At 60.5% G+C, this 19,228-nt stretch carries 16 protein-coding genes; 8 read left to right on the top strand and 8 right to left on the bottom strand.

The window, feature by feature from the left end:
- Positions 1–83: 83 nt before the first annotated feature.
- Positions 84–281: a ferredoxin gene (locus ACYVGS_RS08630; RefSeq protein WP_460588271.1), complete on the top strand. Its 198-nt coding sequence runs from the start codon at positions 84–86 to the stop codon at positions 279–281.
- 15 nt (positions 282–296) lie between these two features.
- Positions 297–1,514, top strand: coding sequence for a cytochrome P450 (locus tag ACYVGS_RS08625; RefSeq protein WP_460588270.1), 1,218 nt, complete (start codon positions 297–299; stop codon positions 1,512–1,514).
- Between the two features lie 73 nt (positions 1,515–1,587).
- Here the strand turns inward: ACYVGS_RS08625 and ACYVGS_RS08620 are convergent, their stop codons facing one another.
- The 4 genes from ACYVGS_RS08620 to ACYVGS_RS08605 are packed head-to-tail and all read right to left on the bottom strand — an operon-like array spanning position 1,588 to position 5,791.
- Entirely contained in the window at positions 1,588–1,908 is a 321-nt protein-coding gene (locus tag ACYVGS_RS08620) for a 2Fe-2S iron-sulfur cluster-binding family protein (protein WP_460588269.1), read from the bottom strand.
- Between the two features lie 33 nt (positions 1,909–1,941).
- Positions 1,942–3,171 carry an NAD(P)/FAD-dependent oxidoreductase gene (locus ACYVGS_RS08615; RefSeq protein ID WP_460588268.1) on the bottom strand — a complete coding sequence of 410 codons (1,230 nt, stop codon included), beginning with the start codon at positions 3,169–3,171 and terminating at the stop codon, positions 1,942–1,944.
- Between the two features lie 5 nt (positions 3,172–3,176).
- A complete protein-coding gene (locus tag ACYVGS_RS08610; protein WP_460588267.1) occupies positions 3,177–4,811 on the bottom strand; it encodes a GMC family oxidoreductase in 1,635 nt (544 codons plus the stop codon).
- Between the two features lie 8 nt (positions 4,812–4,819).
- The gene (locus ACYVGS_RS08605; RefSeq protein WP_460588266.1) at positions 4,820–5,791 is read right to left on the bottom strand and encodes an aldo/keto reductase; all 972 of its coding nucleotides are present in this window, start codon (positions 5,789–5,791) and stop codon (positions 4,820–4,822) included.
- A 107-nt stretch (positions 5,792–5,898) separates the two neighbouring features.
- On the opposite strand from ACYVGS_RS08605, the gene ACYVGS_RS08600 reads away from it, so the two are divergent.
- Positions 5,899–6,798: a LysR family transcriptional regulator gene (locus tag ACYVGS_RS08600; RefSeq protein WP_460588265.1), complete on the top strand. Its 900-nt coding sequence runs from the start codon at positions 5,899–5,901 to the stop codon at positions 6,796–6,798.
- Here the strand turns inward: ACYVGS_RS08600 and ACYVGS_RS08595 are convergent.
- Positions 6,776–7,255 (bottom strand): nuclear transport factor 2 family protein, encoded by a 480-nt coding sequence (locus ACYVGS_RS08595; RefSeq protein WP_460588264.1) that lies wholly within the window; start codon positions 7,253–7,255, stop codon positions 6,776–6,778. The genes ACYVGS_RS08600 and ACYVGS_RS08595 overlap by 23 nt on opposite strands.
- Positions 7,256–7,417: 162 nt before the next feature.
- Between ACYVGS_RS08595 and ACYVGS_RS08590 the strand changes: the two genes are divergently transcribed.
- Positions 7,418–9,685 carry a TonB-dependent receptor gene (locus tag ACYVGS_RS08590; RefSeq protein WP_460588263.1) on the top strand — a complete coding sequence of 756 codons (2,268 nt, stop codon included), beginning with the start codon at positions 7,418–7,420 and terminating at the stop codon, positions 9,683–9,685.
- 2 nt (positions 9,686–9,687) lie between these two features.
- A complete protein-coding gene (locus ACYVGS_RS08585) occupies positions 9,688–10,800 on the top strand; it encodes a zinc-binding dehydrogenase (RefSeq protein WP_460588262.1) in 1,113 nt (370 codons plus the stop codon).
- A 42-nt stretch (positions 10,801–10,842) separates the two neighbouring features.
- Here the strand turns inward: ACYVGS_RS08585 and ACYVGS_RS08580 are convergent, their stop codons facing one another.
- Entirely contained in the window at positions 10,843–12,192 is a 1,350-nt protein-coding gene (locus ACYVGS_RS08580) for an MBL fold metallo-hydrolase (RefSeq protein ID WP_460588261.1), read from the bottom strand.
- 35 nt (positions 12,193–12,227) lie between these two features.
- Positions 12,228–14,474 (bottom strand): TonB-dependent receptor, encoded by a 2,247-nt coding sequence (locus ACYVGS_RS08575; RefSeq protein ID WP_460588260.1) that lies wholly within the window; start codon positions 14,472–14,474, stop codon positions 12,228–12,230.
- Between the two features lie 202 nt (positions 14,475–14,676).
- Between ACYVGS_RS08575 and ACYVGS_RS08570 the strand changes: the two genes are divergently transcribed.
- A complete protein-coding gene (locus tag ACYVGS_RS08570) occupies positions 14,677–16,470 on the top strand; it encodes a DUF3604 domain-containing protein (RefSeq protein ID WP_460588259.1) in 1,794 nt (597 codons plus the stop codon).
- Between the two features lie 55 nt (positions 16,471–16,525).
- Positions 16,526–17,545: a zinc-dependent alcohol dehydrogenase gene (locus tag ACYVGS_RS08565; protein ID WP_460588258.1), complete on the top strand. Its 1,020-nt coding sequence runs from the start codon at positions 16,526–16,528 to the stop codon at positions 17,543–17,545.
- 8 nt (positions 17,546–17,553) lie between these two features.
- Here ACYVGS_RS08565 and ACYVGS_RS08560 read toward each other — a convergent pair whose 3' ends face one another.
- Positions 17,554–17,868 (bottom strand): 2Fe-2S iron-sulfur cluster-binding family protein, encoded by a 315-nt coding sequence (locus tag ACYVGS_RS08560; RefSeq protein ID WP_460588257.1) that lies wholly within the window; start codon positions 17,866–17,868, stop codon positions 17,554–17,556.
- Between the two features lie 178 nt (positions 17,869–18,046).
- Here ACYVGS_RS08560 and ACYVGS_RS08555 point away from each other — a divergent pair, with 178 nt between their 5' ends.
- Positions 18,047–19,222 carry a cytochrome P450 gene (locus tag ACYVGS_RS08555; protein WP_460588256.1) on the top strand — a complete coding sequence of 392 codons (1,176 nt, stop codon included), beginning with the start codon at positions 18,047–18,049 and terminating at the stop codon, positions 19,220–19,222.
- Positions 19,223–19,228: the final 6 nt, after the last annotated feature.

The following is a 19,228-nucleotide window of genomic DNA, read 5'->3' as shown; positions in this document are numbered from 1 at the left end:
GCACCCGTTCGGGTGTTGTTCACGGACTGACACCTGCCCAAGAATGGGAGTGTGATTCCTATAACCGTCGACGGAGGTAAAGCATGAAAGTCCATGTCGATCTCAACAAGTGCCAGGGCCACGCGCGCTGCGAGGAAATCTGCCCAGAAGTCTTCGCAACCGACGAGGTGGAAGGCAAGGCCGTGATCCTGCAGGAGAACGTGCCCGAGGCTCACCGGGAAAACACCATTCTGGCGGTACAGAATTGCCCGGAATACGCGCTCAGTCTTTCTGAAGAATAATGTGAGGAAGCCGTTATGACGACTGCAAGCAACTGGAATGTCCCGGCCCACGTTCCGCCGGAACTGGTGATTGATTTCGATCTGTTCGAAGTGCCCGAGGGGCTTACCGACCCGGTGGAGAAATGGCATCGACTGGCACATTCCGGGGTGCCGCGTATTTTCTGGTCCCCGCGCAACGGTGGGCACTGGACCTTCCTCGACTACGAGGATATTCGCGAGTGCTACCAGAACTACGAGCTTTTCTCCAATCGCAACACCCCGATTCCGCCGGTGGATGACTGGCCGGTGTTTCAGCCCCAGAGCGTGGATCCGCCGGAGCACGGCAAGTTTCGGCAACTTCTCGCGCCACTCTTCACCCCGGCGGCTGTCAGGAAACTTGAGGATGGCGTGCGTGAACGCACCCGGGGACTGATTGACAAGTTCGCTGATCAGGGGCGCTGCGATTTTGTCAGGGACTTTTCCGGGATTCTGCCGACCGGGCTTTTCATCGACCTCATGGGCATGAATCGCGATCGCCTGGGTGAGTTCATGGCCCTGGCCGATACCTTCATGCGAGTGGAGGACCCCGAGGGCAAGACCCAGAACATTATCGATATCTACAAGGTGCTCGACGAGTCCCTGGCCGAGCGGCGCCAGCGACCTTTGGATGATGACATCATGAGCGTGCTGCTGAACGCTCGCGAAGCGGACGGCACTCCCTTCCCCGAGGAAGAGATTCGCAACTGCATGCTATTGTTGTTCGTGGCGGGCCTGGATACGGTGACCAGTACCATGACCTATATCTGGCGCTACCTTGCCAGAACGCCGTCGGCGCGACGCTACCTGTCGGAACACCTGGATGACCGCAGCAAGTTGAACTTCGCCGTCGATGAACTGTTCCGGATCAATGCCGTTTCCAATATCTACCGCCGGGTGGCCAAGGATATCGAGTACAAGGGGATCGCAATGCATGAGGACGAAAAGGTTGTCATGCCGAATACGGTCGCCAATCGTGATCCGAAGGTTTTTGAGGATCCGGAAGTCATCGATCTCAACCGCAAGCTGAATGCCCATCTCACCTTCGGCCTCGGCCCCCACCGCTGTCTGGGGTCTCACCTGGCCAAGGCTGAGGTAATTGTCGCGCTGCAGGAGTGGCTGCCACGGATTCCCGAGTTCCGGATAGATGAAAGCCAGCCGGTGGATATTTTTGCGGGCCCGGTAATGGGCTTCCGGAAACTGCCGCTGATCTGGTAGCTAGTTTTCGTCCACAAAAAAACCGCGCCTTGAGAGGGGCGCGGTTTTTTTGCGTTCGGGGTTCAGCGCTGCTTCAGAATTGTGACTCAGGCAAGTGGATGACCAGGCCGTCCAGGACGTCGGTAACCGCAATCTGGCAGGACAGGCGGCTGTTTTCCCGCGGCTCGAGGACGCACTCCAGCATCTGCTGTTCCAGCTCGCTCGGTGGCTGCAAACGCTCCTGCCAGGCCTCCTCGACGTAGCAGTGGCAGGTGGCGCAAGTGCAGGAACCGCCACATTCGGCGATGATGCCGTCGATGCCGTTATCGATGGCCCCCTGCATGACCGAGGTGCCGCTTTCAAGGTGGGCCTCGTACTGGTTGCCGTTGTGTTGAATGTAGGTGACGGTAGGCACGGATCTCCTCCAGAGATGAATACAGTAAGAGCCTCAGCTGGCCAATAGATCTTTCAGGGGTACGCCGGGATCGGCCAGCTGCTCGGGGTCAACCTTGACCCCCGCCGTCAGTAGTCGCTTGCCCTGCAGAAAATCCTGGGGGCGATTGACGGCGTCGATGGCCAGCAGACGCTCTCCAGCGAGATAGAAGACGGTGAGTTGGCGGTCGTGTTGCGGGTCGCCCCGCAGGATCACCCGGGTATAGCCCTGGGAAAGGCCACAGATCTGCAGCTTCAGGTCATACTGGTCGGACCAGAACCAGGGAAGGCTCTGGTAACAGGCGTCTTTGCCACACAGCGTTTGGGCCGCCACGGATGCCTGGTCGAAGGCATTCTGCACCGACTCCAGGCGGATCTGGCGCTGGTACAGTTCGCTGTAATGGGCGGCGCAATCACCGGCGGCAAAGATGTCCGGGTCGCTGGTCCGGCACTGGGCGTCGACCAGGATGCCGTTGTCTACCGTCAGGCCCGCCTCACCGGCAAGCTCCGTGTTGGGGAGAATACCGACGCCGACGACCACCAGGTCCGCCGGGTATTGCTCCCCATTCTGGCAGAGCACGCCCTCCACATTGGCCGAGCCCTGGAAAGCCGCGACCTGGGTGTCGGTCATGATTCTGACGCCCGCTTCCTCGTGGATGCGCGTGTAGAAGGCGGACACCTCGGGTGCGGTGACCCGCGCAAGCACTCGGGGCAGTGCCTCTAGTACCGTGACCTCCAGACCCAGTTTATGCAGCGAGGCAGCGGTTTCCAGGCCGATATAGCCCCCGCCGATGATCACCGCTCGCTTGCCCGACGCAGCGAACTGACGGATATGATGGACGTCTTCCAGGGTGCGCAGGTAGTGAATTCCCTGCAACTCTGCGCCGGGGATATCCAGTCGCCTCGCCCGGGCGCCGGTCGCGAGAATCAACGCATCGTAGTCCAGCGTCTCACCCGCTTCCATCTCCAGTTGCTTGTCGTCGCGGTGGATGGCGCATGCGCGGCTGCCGAGGAGGAAATGCACCTCCGACTTCTGATAGAAATCGGCCTGGCGTATCAGGATGTCCTCTTCATGTTTGCGGCCGTCGAGGAAGTCCTTGGACAGCGGCGGCCGGTGGTAGGGAAGGTGCGGTTCGTCACCGATGACCGTGATGGGGCCCTCCCAGCCATGCTGACGCAGGGCGACTGCCGCCTGTGCACCCGCGTGGCTGGCGCCAACTATCAGGCATTTGCTTTCTCGTTGCATGGGGCTCAGCCGTTCTCGTTTGTTGACTGCGCGTCGGCGGGCAGAGGTGTCTTGCCGGCTATCAGGTCCGCCGCTTTCTCTGCGACCATGATCACCGGCATATTGGTATTGCCGCTGACCAGGCGCGGCATCACCGAGGCATCGACCACCCGGAGCCCTTCGATACCGCGCAATCGCAGCTCCGGGTCCACCACGGCCAACTCGTCGGTGCCCATCTTGCAGGTGCCGCAGGCGTGGTAGTCGGCGTCTGCCTGTTCGCGGATATAGCGGTCGATCTCGTCGTCGCTCTGTACGTCAGCACCCGGATCCAGTTCCTCGCCGCGCCAGGGGTCAAAGGCGGGCTGGCTGAACATCTCGCGAGCCAGCTTGATACCCTTTCGCAATACCTCGCGATCCCGCTGGCTGGCCAGGTAGTTCTGGTCGATCAGCGGGGGAGTGGCGGGATCGCTGCTGGCCAGGCGCAGGGAGCCGCGACTGTCGGGCTTGACCACGTTGATGTGCACGCCAAAACCGTGTTGGGGAATCAGCTCGCGACCGTGGTTGCGATACAGGGCGAGCAGCAGCAGGAACTTGATGTCGGGTTGCGCCAGCGCTGGATCCGATTTCAGGTAAGCGACGGCCTCAATGCCCGGGTCCGCGAGTGGGCCGGTGCGAGACAGGAGGTAGCGACCCAGGGCCAGCCCGCCACTAAGTGGGCTGAGGTACTTGATCAGGGAGATCTTTGCCGGCGAAGTGAACTTCACCGTTGCTGCCAGGTGGTCCTGCAGGTTCTGCCCTACACCCGGCAGGTCCAGCACGGGTTCGATACCGTGCTCCCGCAGGTGATCCGCGGGCCCGATGCCGGATAGCATCAGCAACTGCGGCGAGGCAATGGCGCCGGCACTGACTATAACCTCTGTTTTTGCCTTGTACTGCTGTTTTTTACCTTTCAGCAGCAGCTGTACCCCGGTTGCGCGGCCCTTGTTGACGAGAATGCGCTGGACCTGGGCGTTTGTCAGTATCTGCAGGTTGGGGCGGCGTCGTGCCGGGGCGAGATAGGCCGTGCTGGCGCTGCTGCGCCTGCCCGCACCCACGGTGATATCCGTGGGTCCGAAGCCCTCCCGGGTGGCGCCATTGGTATCGTCGTTATAGGGATAGCCGGCTTCCTGCCCCGCGGCGACAAATGCGCGTGAAAAGGGGTGACGTACGCCGGGCCGTGTCACTTGGGTAGGGCCTCTGTCTCCGTGGAAGCCATTGCTTGCAGGATGGTAGGTCTCTGCGCGGCGGAAATAAGGGAGTACCTCACGCCACGACCAGCCTGGATTTCCACTTGCCGCCCAGTCGTCGTAGTCGGCCGGCACACCTCGGTCATAGGTCATGCCGTTGATGCTGCTAGAGCCACCCAGCACTTTGCCCCGGGGTGTATACAAGCTGCGATCCTGCAGGTGCTTCTGAGGCACGGACATGTAGGGCCAGGACCAGGCGCCCGACAGCATGACGGGCAGCAGGGCACCGGGTGCCTTGAGCAGCGGATTCCAGTCTTTGCCACCTGCCTCCAGCAACAGCACACTGACCGCGGGGTCTTCGCTCAGTCGCGCCGCCAGTACACAGCCGGCGGAGCCGCCGCCCACAATGATGTAGTCGTATTCCCGAGTCGGCATGGCGGAGGCTACGCGCCCTGGTGCAGGGCGTCGAGTTCAGCCTGGCTCAGGGTGACCTGGCAAGCACCGTCGGAGTCCGCCAGCTGCTCCGGCCGGCTTGCGCCGATAATCGGCACCGTGACATGCGGCTGGGAGAGCAGGTAGGCCAGGGCGATCTGGTTGATGCTCACCTCGTGTGCCTGGGCCAGTCGCTCCAGTACCGGCAAGCGGCGGCGGTTGGCATCGTTCAGGTAAAGCGCCTTGAGATCGTCGGGCAGGCTGTCCTCGCCGGTGGTGGCCAGCTTGTGGAAGAAGCCGCGACTCTGGCTGGAGTAGGGGATCATGCTCAGGCCATCGCGGTGCAGGGCCTGGTAGCCGTCGTCGTAGTAGCCGCCGGGACAGTACATCTGCATGGCCTCGCGGTCGGGCTCTGCCAGTCCCCACATGGGTTGGCAGGCCACGAAACCCTCGTGACCAATGCTCCGGGCGTAGTCCTGGGCTTCCTGAATCCGCTCGGGGCTCCAGTTAGAGCAGCCAAAGACGCGGATACGACCGGCCTTCTGTTCGGCGATCAGGGCGTCGATCAGGGTGGCGACTGGTTGGGATGGGTCGTCACGGTGCAGCCAGTACAGGTCGATGTAGTCGGTCTGCAGCGCCTCCAGGCTCTTGGCCAGGTCTTCTTGCAGGTGTTCGGGGCTGACCCGGAGGGCGAAATCCCCGGCGCGGTAGTCGAACTCGCAGCCCTTGGTGGCGATTACCCACTGCTGGCGGTCGCGCTGTTGCAGCAGGCGGCCCAGGCACTGTTCGCTGGCACCCTGGGGGCCGTCCGGCATCCAGTCGCCGTAGGAGCGGGCGGTGTCGATAAAGTTGCCGCCACAGGCGGCAAAGGCATCGAGGATGGCGCCGGCCTGTGCGTCGCTGAGGGCGGTGCCGAACTGGTTGGTGCCCAGGCAAAGCTGGCTGACCTGCAACGCGGTTCCGGGGAGTGCCAGGGTCTGCATGCCGTATTTCTCCTGCGTAGTCTACGTATATGCCAGACAGTGTAGGCAACAGCACTGCGTCTGATAATCCTGCATAATACGAATGCCATGTTCGTTGAGGTAAAACAATGAGAGGTGCGGAGTACACGCAACTGGAGGCTTTCGTCGCGGTGGCGGAACGCTGCAATTTCCGGCGAGCCGCGGCGCACCTGGGTCTGGCGCCATCCACCCTGAGCCAGACCGTCAGCAACCTGGAGGATCGCCTGGGGGTTCAGCTGTTCAACCGCACCACGCGCAGCGTGAGTCTGACCCGCGCAGGGGAGCAGCTGCTGGCGCAATTGCAGCCCTTGCTGGCGGAGCTGGAGCGTACCGTAGAGGCGGCGGAGGACTTGGGGGCAGGTGACCGGGGGCATCTGCGTCTGGTGTGCTCGCGGGCGGCAGCCCGGCTGGTCCTGGCCCGCCTGACCGCGGACTTCCACCGCGAGTATCCACGCATTGAAGTGGACATCACCGTGGATGACGGCATCACCAATATCGTCGAGAGTCACTTTGACGCCGGTATTCGCGTCGGCCACCTGCTGGAGAAGGATATGGTGGCGCTGCCCCTGACTGGGGAATGGCCTCTGCACGTGGTGGCCGCCCCGGACTACCTGGAACGCCACGGCTGTCCGGAAAACCCCGAAGCACTCCGGGGCCACAACTGCCTGCGTATGCGGCATACGCAGAGCAGTACCGTTTTCCCCTGGCGATTCCAACGCGGTTCTCGCCGCTTTGAATTCCAGCCCGCCGGCAACCTGGTGGTGGATGACGAGGCCCTGGCTCTTGAGGCACTGCTGGCAGGAGAAGGCATCGGCTATCTGCTGGAGCCGGATGTGGCCCCTTACCTGCAGAGTGGACAGCTGGTGTCACTGCTCCCGGAGTGGAGCGTTAGCATGCCGCCCTTTTATATCTATTACTTGCGCACCCGGCACATGCCCCAGGCCCTGCGCCAATTGCTGGACTTCATCAAGGGCTGGCGGCACGGGTGAAGGCGAAGCTGTTTTCGGTATTGTCGAACACGGCCTGCTCTACTCGTCGCGCGATGCGCCAGCCCCCTGGTGTGCGTCGATAATCCACTTCGTAATAACCGGCGGTGACGCCCTGTCGGGTGTGCCCGTTGCCGTCGTGCATGACATGTCGGAACTCGAAAAAAATGGTGGCGGAAGCGGTGTCACCGGCCATCCTTAACCGCGGTGGGTGCATGAAGTGCAACCCCTGCCAGCGCTGGTTGATATTCTCGCAAAAGGCCTGCAATTCCTCGTGACCCGTGGCAGTAAAGGCCGCCATCGGGCCTGCGGGCAGCATCTCGAAACTGCCTTGCTCGGTAAACAGCCCGGCCCAGTCCCGGGCGCGCCCGAAGTCCCAGTGGGCGGCGTAGTCGGCCTCCAGATCGAGCAGGGCGAAGCGGTCTTCCATGGCCTGCAGGCGTGCATTGATATCAGTCACCGTGTGTCTCCTGTGTTTATGTTGCGATGGGAGTATTGTTCGTTCAGGTCGAACAGCGTGTTCTGTCAGGGTGGCTTGGTTGAACGGTGCCTGTGAGCGTATGCTGTGCATGCAAATTAATGCAACTTTTTTAATTCAAATAAAACACCAAAGGATGCCCTTATGACAGCAATGGTTGCTCCCCGCGGATTCCTGCCTTCAAGACTGGCCCGCATGCTTGCGGTGGCGCTGCCCGTTGCCTGGGCTGCTCCAGCCCTGGCGCAGCTTGAGGAAGTGGTCGTGACCGCGCAGAAGCGCGCGGAGAGCCAGCAGGACATTCCCATCGCCATTACCACGATGTCCAGCGACGAGATGGAAAAGCGCGGTATCTACAACTTCATCGATATCGCCAAGGCAGTGCCCAGCCTGACCGAGACGGTCTACCCCTCCTCGAATATGCTGATTCTCTATATGCGCGGCCAAGGGGTTTCGGACTCCATGCAGATTACCAGCGATGGTTCGGTGGGGTTTTACGTCGATGGACACTACATTGCACGCCCCCAGGGGGTGCTGTTCGACCTGGCTGATACCGAGCGCGTGGAAGTATTGCGCGGCCCCCAGGGCACGCTCTACGGCCGTAACACTACCGGCGGTGCAATCAACCTGATCAGCCGCAAGCCCACCGGTGAGTTCGGGCTGCGGCAGAACCTTTCCATGGGCAGTCGCGATTTCATGCGCAGCCTGACTCTGATCGACCTGCCCGAGGTGGGCAATGTCTCCAGCAAGATCTCCCTGCTGTCCCGCAAGCAGGACGGTTACGTGGAAAACCGGGGCGACTCCAACGACTATGGCGAAGTCGAGGAGCTCGCTGGGCGCGTGGCCCTGCGCTGGGTGCCGAGTGACACCTTCGAAGCGGAGTATTTTCTGGAAACCGGCAGCCAGGACCATACGCCGATCTACTATCAGTCGGGGTTCCCGCTCTATCCGGGTTACGTCGATGCGAGTCGACCGACCAGCATTACCCACCGCCCGGTGGATCTGCCGGTCAGCACGACCGATTTCGAAGGTCATGGTCTCACGCTGACCTGGCAGGCAGGGGACAATCTCACCATCAAATCCCTCACCGGTTACCGGGAGCTGGATTTCGATGGTTACCAGGACTATGCGGACTCCTTCGGGGTGCCCACGAGGTCCCGGGATCTTGTTGGTAATTATCAGTTTTCCCAGGAGCTCCAGTTCATTGGTGATGCTGGCGATTCCGTGGAGTATGTGGCAGGCCTGTATTACTTCAAGGAGAGTTCCTCCCACTATCAGAATTACATTCTGGATCTGACATCCATTGCCCAGGGGGTTGTGGACAAGGATCGGGATGTCAGTGCGCAATCATGGTCGCGAGCAGCCTACACGCAGGTAACCTGGACCCCTCCTGTGCTGGAGCAACGTCTTGATATAACACTTGGTGCTCGTTATACCGAGGACCGCCGCAAAGCCACCCGGGATTTTTTGATCAACGACTTCCCCCTGGAGCTTGGCGCCTCCAATCGCCAGGCTTTCGAGGAGTTCAACCCCTCGCTGACCCTGAACTATGCCTGGAGCGATACCCTGACGACCTACGCCAAGTGGGTGACAGCATACAAGGCGGGCGGCTCCTCCGAGAGCTCGGCGCCGGGTCAATTCGACCAGACCTTTGAGCCGGAAGACGTGATGACCTATGAGCTGGGCATCAAATCCGACTGGTGGGATCGCCGTCTGCGGTTGAACGCAGCCTTGTTCTACAGCGAATTCGACGACATGCAGCTGCAGTTTGTTGCGGATTCCTTCGATACCTCAGTGATTCAGGCCTACAACGCGGGGGAGGCCAATGTTGCCGGCCTTGAGCTGGAACTCACCGTGATGCCGACGCCCGACTTGCTGCTGAAGTTTGACTACACTCATCTGCGGCCGCGCTTCGATAGGGTGGAGGCATTATCCGGGACCATTTTTGATCCGGCTCTGAACCCGATGTCACCGCATCAGGTGGGTGACAACATCAAGGACCTGTTCGTGATGCCCTATGCCCCGCGCAACAGCCTGAACCTTTCCGCGGACTACACGTTTTACCGGTTCAGTAATGGTGATCTGTCGGTCAACCTGAATTACCGTCGTCAGACGGACACATATCTAAGCTCTCCGGCGGGTGAGGATGTTCCGGGTCGTGAGTTCTATCGCCAGGACGGCTATGGCCTGCTGGATGCGCGCCTGACCATGGCCCTGGATTTTGCCGACAGTCGCAGCCTTCAGCTGGCGCTGTGGGGGCGCAATGTGACGGACCGTGACTACCGGAATCATGTGATTGGCCTGGGCGGCGGCGGTCCGGTGGCAACGCCGATATCCTCCAAGGGCTATACCTATGCGGCGGAATCCTGGGCGGAACCGGCGACCTACGGTGTCGAAGTCATCTTCGAGTACTGAGTATGCCGATGACCACACGCGCGGCGGTCTGCCGCGCAGCGGGTGAGCCGCTGACGCTGGAAACCCTGGAGCTGCGCGACCCCTTGCCGGACGAAGTGCTGGTGGAGATTCGCGCAACCGGTCTCTGCCACTCCGACCTCCTGCAGATGGAGGGCAGCAATGCGCCTTTCCCCTTCCCGGTGGTGCCGGGCCACGAGGGGGCCGGCGTGGTGGTGGCCTGTGGCAGCGCGGTAAGCAGCGTCAGGCCGGGGGACCATGTTGTGCCCCTGTCCATCCCGGAGTGTGGCACTTGCGCTGCGTGCTGTGGTGGCAGGACCAATCTCTGCGAGCATTTCTACGCCAGCATGGGGCGGGCGGAGTCACCCTTCTCACTAAACGGGAAACCCATTGCCGCCTACGCCAGCCTGGGCACCTTTGCCCAGCATGTCCTGGTAAAGGAAATGAATGTCGCCCGGATTCCTGCCGAGGTACCCTTCGACCTCGCCTGTACCGTCGGCTGTTGCGTTGCCACCGGCGTAGGTGCCGTGCTGTATACCGCGCGGGTGGAGGCCGGCAGCAGCGTGGTGGTGATCGGCCTGGGCGGGGTGGGCCTGAACGTCGTGCAGGGGGCCCGGATGGTCGGTGCCAGCCGGATTATCGGCGTCGACACCAATCCGGAGCGGGAGGAAGCCGCGCGCCGCTTTGGCGCGACCGACTTTATCAACCCGCTGGCGCTCGACGGCGACCTGGTCGCGGCGGTGCAGGCCATGACCGGGAGTGGGGCGGACTACAGCTTCGAGTGTGTGGGTAATGCCAGGCTCTCCTGCCAGGCGCTGGAGATGGTTCATCCCGGTGGCGGTGTTGCGGTGATCGTGGGGATGCCCCCGGAGGGCGAACACCTGCCGATACCGCCCGAAAGCCTGTTCCTGGGACGCACCCTGTTGGGCTCCTTCCTCGGCAACGTCAAGACCCGCAGCCAATTGCCGCTTCTACTGGAGGACTATCTGGCCGGGCGACTCGACCTGGCCAGTCTGGTCAGCCACCGCCTGCAACTGGAGCGCATCAACGAGGGCTTCGACCTGATGCGCAGTGGCGAGAGCCTGCGGGCGGTGGTGACCTTTCCGGCAAGTCAGTAGCAATGGCTCGGGCGCCGGGAATTGTCCCGGCGCGCCGTCGATTCAGGAGCCCAGTGCCTCAAGCCGGGAAGCGGTGCGCTGGCGATCGTCCTTCAGCAGGCCTATCTCGCTGTAATTGCGCAGTGCCTGGGCCTGTTCCAACAGTGTGTCGAGCACGCGAATCCTCAGTGCCAACGAATCCACCGTCGGTGAACCCTGCGTCATATCCAGTAGGCGCAGTGCCTGGACCGGCTGATCGGCGGCGAGACGCTGCGACGCCTGCTCCACCAGCGGCGCGGTGCCGCCTGCGGCTGCCACGACGTCATCGTATATGCTTTCCACCGACACCGGGTAGAGATTGGCGACCGTATCGTAATGGTACCAGCCGGCGACGGTCTCCCAGATGGCGCGCACGCTCCAGGAGACCTTGCCGTGCCCCTGGCTGACGGCGTATTCCTCCGGCAGCGAGATTTCGTCCATCAGCTGCCACACGGTTTTCCCCGCGTTCATGCCGGCGACCACTTCGTCCCAGACATACTGCACGGCATCGCGCATGCGGGTGACACTGCTGCGGATCTGTTCGGCCCCGCGCTCCACGGTGAAGTGAGTCGACACCAGCATTTCCGGCTCCAGGGCGAGAATCTGGTCCAGGGCGTCAATGTAGTCCAGGGCATCCCGGTATTTCTCGCCGCGCACGGTGTAGAGGTTGGGAAACATCGGGTAGAGGGGACCGAACATGTCGCCGACAAACAGGATCTTCTGTTTCGGCAGCCACACCATCAGCCCGTCCTCGCCCTCGCCGGTGTTGTCCATGGCGATGACCTCAAAGTCCACCTCGCCCAGGGCGAAGGTATAGGGCTGGCCGACATACACGGGGCGGTCCGGCTCGATGGCCCAGTAACTGAGATCCGGGTCGGGGTCGCTGTTGACCAGGTCGCCGTACAGCACTTCATAGCGGCGATTGAAGAAGGGATTGAGTTCGCGCTGGATGCGCGCCATATAGGGGTAGCGCTGGTGGGCAACAATGGGCAGCCCGCCAGCGACTTCTTCATTCCAGACGGGCAGAGCGCCGACGTGGTCCGTGTGGAAGTGGGTGAGTATGATTTTTCGGATGGGGCCGGTGGCATGTTTTTCCGCCAGGGCCTTCTGTTTCAGGCCCTGGGTTTTGTTGAAGCCGACGTCAATGAGCACGGATCCCTCACTGGTGTTGACCAGGAAGATCGCACCCTGTCCGTCGATCTTGTAGATAAAGTCATTCAGCTGGGTAGCCTCGACAGGAAGGCGTGTCAGGTCGTCGACCCGCTGTTCCACGTCGCCGTCCGGTGCTGCGAAGGAGCATGGCGATGTTGCGATAAGCAAAGAGAGCGTAAGCGCCATGGCACGGCTTATCGACGCTGTAATCTTTATTTTCATTGTCGTACCTCCCGGTACTGGTTGATTTTCGGTAGTCAGAAATCGTATTTCACATCGAGCCCATAGGTGCGCGGAGTGCCGAAAGCAACAACGTCATAGCCCAGTCCGACAGACCCAAAAGTGGAAAATTCGATCCGGTCGATATGGTACTCATTATCGGTCAGGTTCTGGCTCCACAAGCCAAGTGACAGCATACCGGTGCCTACTGATATTTCTCGCAGTCCGATACGAGCATTCAGGATGTCGCGCGCGTCCAGGCGTGCATTATTGGTGGTTACGAAAAAAGAATCCGTGTGGTTGAAACCCAGGTGCGCATAAGCCTCTCCCAGATCACTGAGGCTACGCGCGTAGTCAAGATTGATCGACAGTGAGTTGCGAGGGTTGCCCGCCGATCCGCTGGGAAAGTCGACGACCAGGCGTTGCGGTACGTCGAAAACTACCCGTATATCGTCCGCCTCTGTATCCAGGTAGGCATAGGCCAGTGAGGCGGAGAAGTGCTCTGTCAGCTGAGCAGTAAGGTCGAGCTCAAAACCGGAGGTTTCTGCGGTGGAGTTGCCGACGGTGAGAATATTAGGGATTTGTGGGTGGGATATGACTTGCTGAAGGCCATCTATCTCATAGAGAAATGTGGCAGCATTGGCGCGTAGTCTGCCATTAAATAGCGTTGACTTGATGCCCAGCTCCCAGGCCTCAATCTCCTCCTTGTCGAAGGTGAAAGTGTCGAGAGCGGTCGCACTTTCATTGAAGCCTCCGGAACGAAATGCGGTGCTGTATTTGGCATAGAGCATCGTGTCGTCGGCCAGTTGGTACTCCGCGATCACTTCCGGATCCACGCTGTCCCAGCTATCGTCGCTGCTCAGGGAGGCTATCGGAACACCACCGATGATCCTCAGCGGGGGGGTGCTGGCATCAACGACCTGTGCAAAGGTCTTTGCTGTAGCCTCGCGCTCGTCGTGGGATACGCGGAGACCTGCTGTCAGCGTGAGTTTCTGGCCCAGCGCGTCTGGGCTCCAGGACATCCGCCCGAAGGCCGCGAGAGCCTCGGTTTTGAAGCGAGCCTGATTGTGGGTTCCACTGAGGAAGGGGACATCACTGGTCGTGTAGTGGGGCTGCCCGCTACCAGTATCCTCATCGAAATAGTATAGCCCTGCGACATATTCAAGCGTCTCGCCGAGGGTGCCGGTGGCGTTGAATTCGAGGCTGTACTGCTCGTGGTCATCCACGTCGGTTTCCGGCGCATTGCTGGCAAAGATGCGGTCAAACCCCGCGAGTGGGTTGATCGGCGATTCCGTGAAGAAGCCGCTCCAGCGTGTCGAGTCGAGTTGTCGATGGGACGCTACGAGCTTTGTGCTGTGATGGGTGGCCCAGTCCCAGTTGGCTGTTACGGTATGCGAGCGTGCCTCGACTTCAACCTCAGGAATATCAATGGCGCTGTCTACGCTATCGCGCCGTCCGTGGCCAAAGGGTGGCAGCAGAAGTGCGGCAAAGGCACCGCCGGTACCTTCCGGGATGGATTGGTAGTAGGTCGGAGTGCTGTTTGCGGTCAGGTTGTCATACGCGTAGTCAATGCGCACCGAGTCAGAAGGTTGCCAAGCCATATCCAGTCGAAGACCGTGGCGGTCGTAGCCCATGAAATCCTCGCCCAGACCCCGGTTCTCAACCCACCCGTCGCGTCGATGACGCATCCCTGAGAGTTTGACTGCCAAGGTGTCGGTTAAGGGGAGGTTGATACTGCCCTTGAGTTCCTGTCTGTCGAAATTACCCATTCCGGCAGAGACACTACCCGATACACCCTCGAAATGTGCCTTAGCTGGGATAAGGTTAATGGCACCGGCGACAGCATTTCGCCCGTAGAGCGTGCCTTGCGGTCCCTTGAGTACTTCCACCCTCTCCAGGTCGACCATGTCAAATACCGCACCAGAGCCTTTGCCAACATATGCGCTATCGACGTAGATGGCCACTCGGGAGTCCAGACCCAGAGAGGCACCGGAAGGTATGACACCCCGAATCGCAATGCGCAGGCCGCCGCCGGACTCGGCCTGCGGGACGGAAATCATCCCGGGGGTGAATGTGGCGATATCCTGCACGCCGCTAATTTGAAAGGTCTCTAGTTCCCTGGCGCCGAAGGCGGCTATGGAAACCGGTACGTCCTGGAGGTTTTCCGTTCGTTTCTGGGCTGTAACGACAACCTCTTCAAGGGCGGGCGCCGGTTGTGCCGTGGCAGCCAGGCTGGCGAGGGCCAGGGTGGGTAGCACTGCGAGGCGGTTGATCATAGTCGGCATCGTAATCTCTCCATATTAATGAAGTTATATTAAAGTATATGTTATGCTGGGGTTCGATTGAACTGCAAGTTATTTAGTAATCCGTCAATCTACGCTTTTTTACTGTTGTTAAGCATTTCTACTAATCTGTATTGAACGTAAAACATATAAGACGTATATATTAAAAATATTGACCGAAGTTAGAGTCGGGGAGGTTAATAACATGAAAGAGAGACTGTTGTGTCTGGCGGGAACCCTGCTTCTGCTGGATGCTGCCTGGGCTGCTGACAAGGAGCTGCTGTGGGGCGATACCCATGTACATTCGTCCTATTCCATGGACGCCAGCTACAATGGCAATACTCTTTCACCGGAAGATGCCTACCGCTTTGCGATGGGTGAGCCGGTGGAGGTCGCCCCTGGAAGCATGGCGCAGTTGGATCGGCCACTGGACTTCCTGGTGGTGGCAGACCATGCAGAGCAGTTGGGTGTGATTCGCGAGCTCCGTACTGGCAACCCGGTGTTGCTGGAGCAGGCATCCGGAAAGCGCTGGTATGCGCTGCTACAGGAGGGTGGCGAGGCGCTTAAGCAGGCCTTCATGACCGAGGGAGGACCGCAGCTTGATATGTCGGGCGTGGAATTCGATCCCTGGGCGGATCTGGTGGGCTACGCAGAGGCCTATAACAAGCCGGGTCGGTTCACGACTTTCGCAGGGTTTGAGTGGACATCCACGCCCGGTGGAAACAATCTTCACCGCAACGTCATTTTCCGGGATGGTCCGGAGAAGACGCTGCAGGTTCAGCCGTTCTCCTTTCTGGACAGTGCAGAGCCTGAACGCTTGTGGGCCTATCTTGAGGAATATGAGGCGCGCCAGGGCGGACGTGTCCTGGCGATCCCCCACAACAGCAATGTGAGTGGGGGGCAGATGTTTCCGCTGTCGGCGGAAGCGGGCGCCCCCTTGTCCCGGCAATACCTGCAAAGCCGGAAGCGCTGGGAGCCGATTGTTGAGGTCACCCAGATGAAGGGTGACAGCGAAACCCACCCTTTCCTTTCCCCGAATGACGAATTCGCCGACTTTGGGCGCTGGGATAAGGCCAATATTACCGGCCAGGTGCCTCATGCCGACTGGATGTTCCCCTATGAATACGTGCGTTCTGCTCTGAAAAATGGCCTGTATCTGGAGGCAAGCACGGGTATCAATCCCTACCAGTTCGGCATGATCGGCAGCACCGATTCGCATACGGCTTTGGCGACCGCGGACGAGGACAATTTCTGGGGCAAGTTTGCATATGACGCGCCTTCCGCGACGCGTATCGAAAACGAGTTCCTGGCCAGCAATCCCGATGCCCGAGTATATGCCTGGGAGATGCTCGCTTCGGGCTATGCGGCGGTCTGGGCTGAAGCCAATACCCGAGAGGCGATCTTCGATGCGATGATGCGCCGCGAAGTCTATGCCACCACCGGGCCGCGGATTAGCGTCAGTTTCTACGGTGGCTGGAACGACGAGATCGACGTTTCGGTCATACCGCACCGGGGAGCACCAGAAGGGTTCGTGCCGATGGGCGGGGAGTTGCACCATGGCGAGAGCATGGCTGCTGGGCCGGTGTTTGTCGCCCGAGCGGTGAAGGATGCCTCTGGCGCCAACCTGGACCGTCTGCAGATTGTCAAAGGGTGGCTGGAGCCCTCGGGAAAAACCCGGGAGAAGGTCTTTGACGTGGCTTGGGCTGGGGATAGAGAGCTCGACAAGAACGGTCAGTTGCCGGCCCTACCTTCAACAGTGGATCCGCATACAGCCCAGTCATCTGACGAAGTGGGCGCTCGCACACTGGAAGCAGTCTGGACGGACCCCGAGTTCGACCCGGAGATGGCAGCGTTTTACTATCTGCGTGTCCTGCAGGTTCACACGCCCACCTGGCCGCTCTATGACAAGGTGCAATTCGGCGCGGTTTTGCCGGATGCCGCGCCAGCGGTACAGCAGGAGCGGGCCTATACTTCCCCGATCTGGTACCAGACTCGATAAGCTATCACGGGCACCGGCTCCGAGTGTGCCCGATTCCATGCAGGAGAAGATCAGTATGAAGACCATGCCACAAGTTCGTATCCACGCACCCGGTAATTTCGCGCTCGATGCCGTATCGACACCGCGGCCCGGGCCCGAGGATGTGCTCGTGAGCGTCCATCAGTGTGGCATCTGCGGCTCCGACCTCAGCTACGTCGCCATGGGCGGCTTGCCCGGCAACCCCGCCCCCATGCCTCTGGGGCACGAGCTGTCCGGTGTGGTGCAAGAGGTCGGTGACAATGTCCGCGGCTTTCAAGCCGGTGATCGTGTGGTGGTTAATCCTACCGCGGGAGGTAACGGCATTGGCAACGGCGGCCCTGAAGGTGGCTTCTCGCCGCAGTTGCTGGTTCGAGGTGTGGCCACGGATCCGGGTATCCTGTTCCGGCTGCCCGATCACCTGAGCGATGAGGACGGCGCCCTGGTCGAGCCCCTCGGCGTGGCCATGCATGCGATCAATCGCAGTGAGCTGACGGCCGAGGACAAGCTGGTGATTTTCGGCGCGGGGCCGATCGGGCTGGGCGCGCTGCTGGTGGCACAGTACCGGGGGGCAAAGAACTGTGTCGTCGTGGACATGAGCGAAACGCGCCTGCAGCTGGCCCGGAAACTGGGGGCCGTAACCTGCAATCCGTCAACGGCGGATGTGGAAGCAACCCTGAAGGATGCCTTTGGTTCGACCGAGAACCTGGGGCAATCGCTGCCGGACGTGGACGTGATGATCGAGGCGACAGGTGTGGGTGCCGTATTTGAACAATGCGTGAAGTTGGCGCGTTTTGGCAGCCGTATTACCCTGGTCGGTGTGCACAAGGCGCCGGCCTCGCTGGATCTGCTTTCCGTGCTATCGAAAGAGCTGTGCATCCGCGGCTCGATGGCCTACCCGGACGAGTTCCCCGCGGTTATCGATATGCTGTCCTCGGGCCGCGTCGACGCTCACGCCTTGATCAGTCACCGCTTCCCCCTGTCCCGTTTTGATGAAGCCTTTGCGACGGCACAGCGCCCGGAGGAAGCGGTGAAGGTCATGGTGGACTGCCAGGCATAGCCCGGGTCTTACTCCTCAATGACCAGTACTTGCATGCCGTCCTTGTCGCGGTCCAGTGTAATCTGGCAGGCAAGGCGGCTGTTTGTCTGACGCCCGCTGACCATCTCCAGTCGTTTCTCCTCGACCGAGTCTATTTTCCCGCAGGATTCCAGCCACGGCTCCGCCACGGCGACATGGCAGGTGCCACAGGCGGCCACGCCGCCGCAGATGCCTTCTATGCCTGGAATGCCCTCCAGGTAGGCGGCCATCATCAGTGAGTTGCCTTCTTCCGACTCCACCGTATGGTGGCTGCCATCGCGATAGTTGAAAGTTACATGCACCATATTACCTGACTCCTCTCAGACGCACTGTCAGACGACACTTTGTCGTGACGCTCCGGTAATCCTAGCGTCACGCGCACGGCGGAGCAGTCACCATATGGGGGTATTACCCCCAGCCCATCGCTGCTAGCTTTTGCAGCCAACCTGGAAAATTTCCGGCTGACAAGCGAGGGCATATCCGATGAGCATCGAGTTCAATTTCTACGACCCGCACTTCTACGACAATCCACGTCCACTGTACCGGCGCCTGCGCGACGAGTCCCCCTGCCACTGGAGTGATTCAACGCAATGCTGGGTGTTGTCGCGCTATGAGGACGTTCGCAACGCCGCACATAACTGGAAAGTTTTCAGCTGTGCCGCAGGTGGCGGGACCTCGGGCGATAGCGGCGAGTACTTCGCCGAGTACCCCAATTTGTTAATGATGGACCCCCCCAAGCATACCGCGATGCGCAACTTCATCCGACCGCTGTTGTCTCCGGCACGCCTGGTGGCAATGGAAGACATCGTCCGCAGCACCACCCGCGATCTCCTCGCCCCCTTCGAGGGAGCGGACAGTATGGACCTGACCGCGGATTTCGCGGAATACCTGCCGGCGTTGATGGTGTCGGAAATCCTCGGCATACCCCGGGAAGATGCCGCAGCTCTCAATCACCTGGTCGACTTGCTGGCCGATGGGGAGCAGCCCAACGGCGAGGAACGTGCCAAAACCTCCATACAGAAGCTCAGCGAGTACTATGATGAGGCTCTGACACAACGCGAATCGTCGCCCCCCGGGGACGATCTGCTCTATCACCTTCTCCAAGCCGTCAAGCAGGGGACCATGCCAAGGAATGAGGCCATCGGCTTCGGGATCATGCTGAGCATCGCTGGCGCCGAGACCACAACCAAGATGATCGGCAATATGGCGATTCTCCTGCAGCAGAACCCCGATCAGCGCCGCCTGCTGCTGGAAAGCCCCGAGTTGATGGATGGGGCGATTGAAGAGGCCATGCGTTACAACTCGACCACGCATATCATGACGCGGACCCTGACCGCGGACTACGAGCTTCACGGCCAGGCCCTGCGCGAAGGGCAGATGGTCGCGTTGCTGTACAATTCGGCCAACAACGATGAGCGGCAGTTTGAGGACCCCGACCGTTTTGATATTACACGCGACAACCAGGGCAGACACCTGGGTTTTGGCAGTGGCTTGCACGCCTGTCTGGGTGCGCCTCTGGCACGCCTGGAGATCAAGGTCGCTTTGCAGGAAATCCTCCAGCGCTGGCCGAACTTCTCGGTTCACCCCGAGCAAGGCAAGCGTTATGTGGGGCCGTTCACCCAGGGCTATCGCTTTCTGCCCATGCAGCTGAAGGGCTGAGGTCAA

Source organism: Haliea atlantica, from assembly GCF_054779855.1.
The sequence above is the reverse complement of the archived record's forward strand: the minus strand, read 5'-3'. Positions and strand labels throughout refer to the sequence as shown.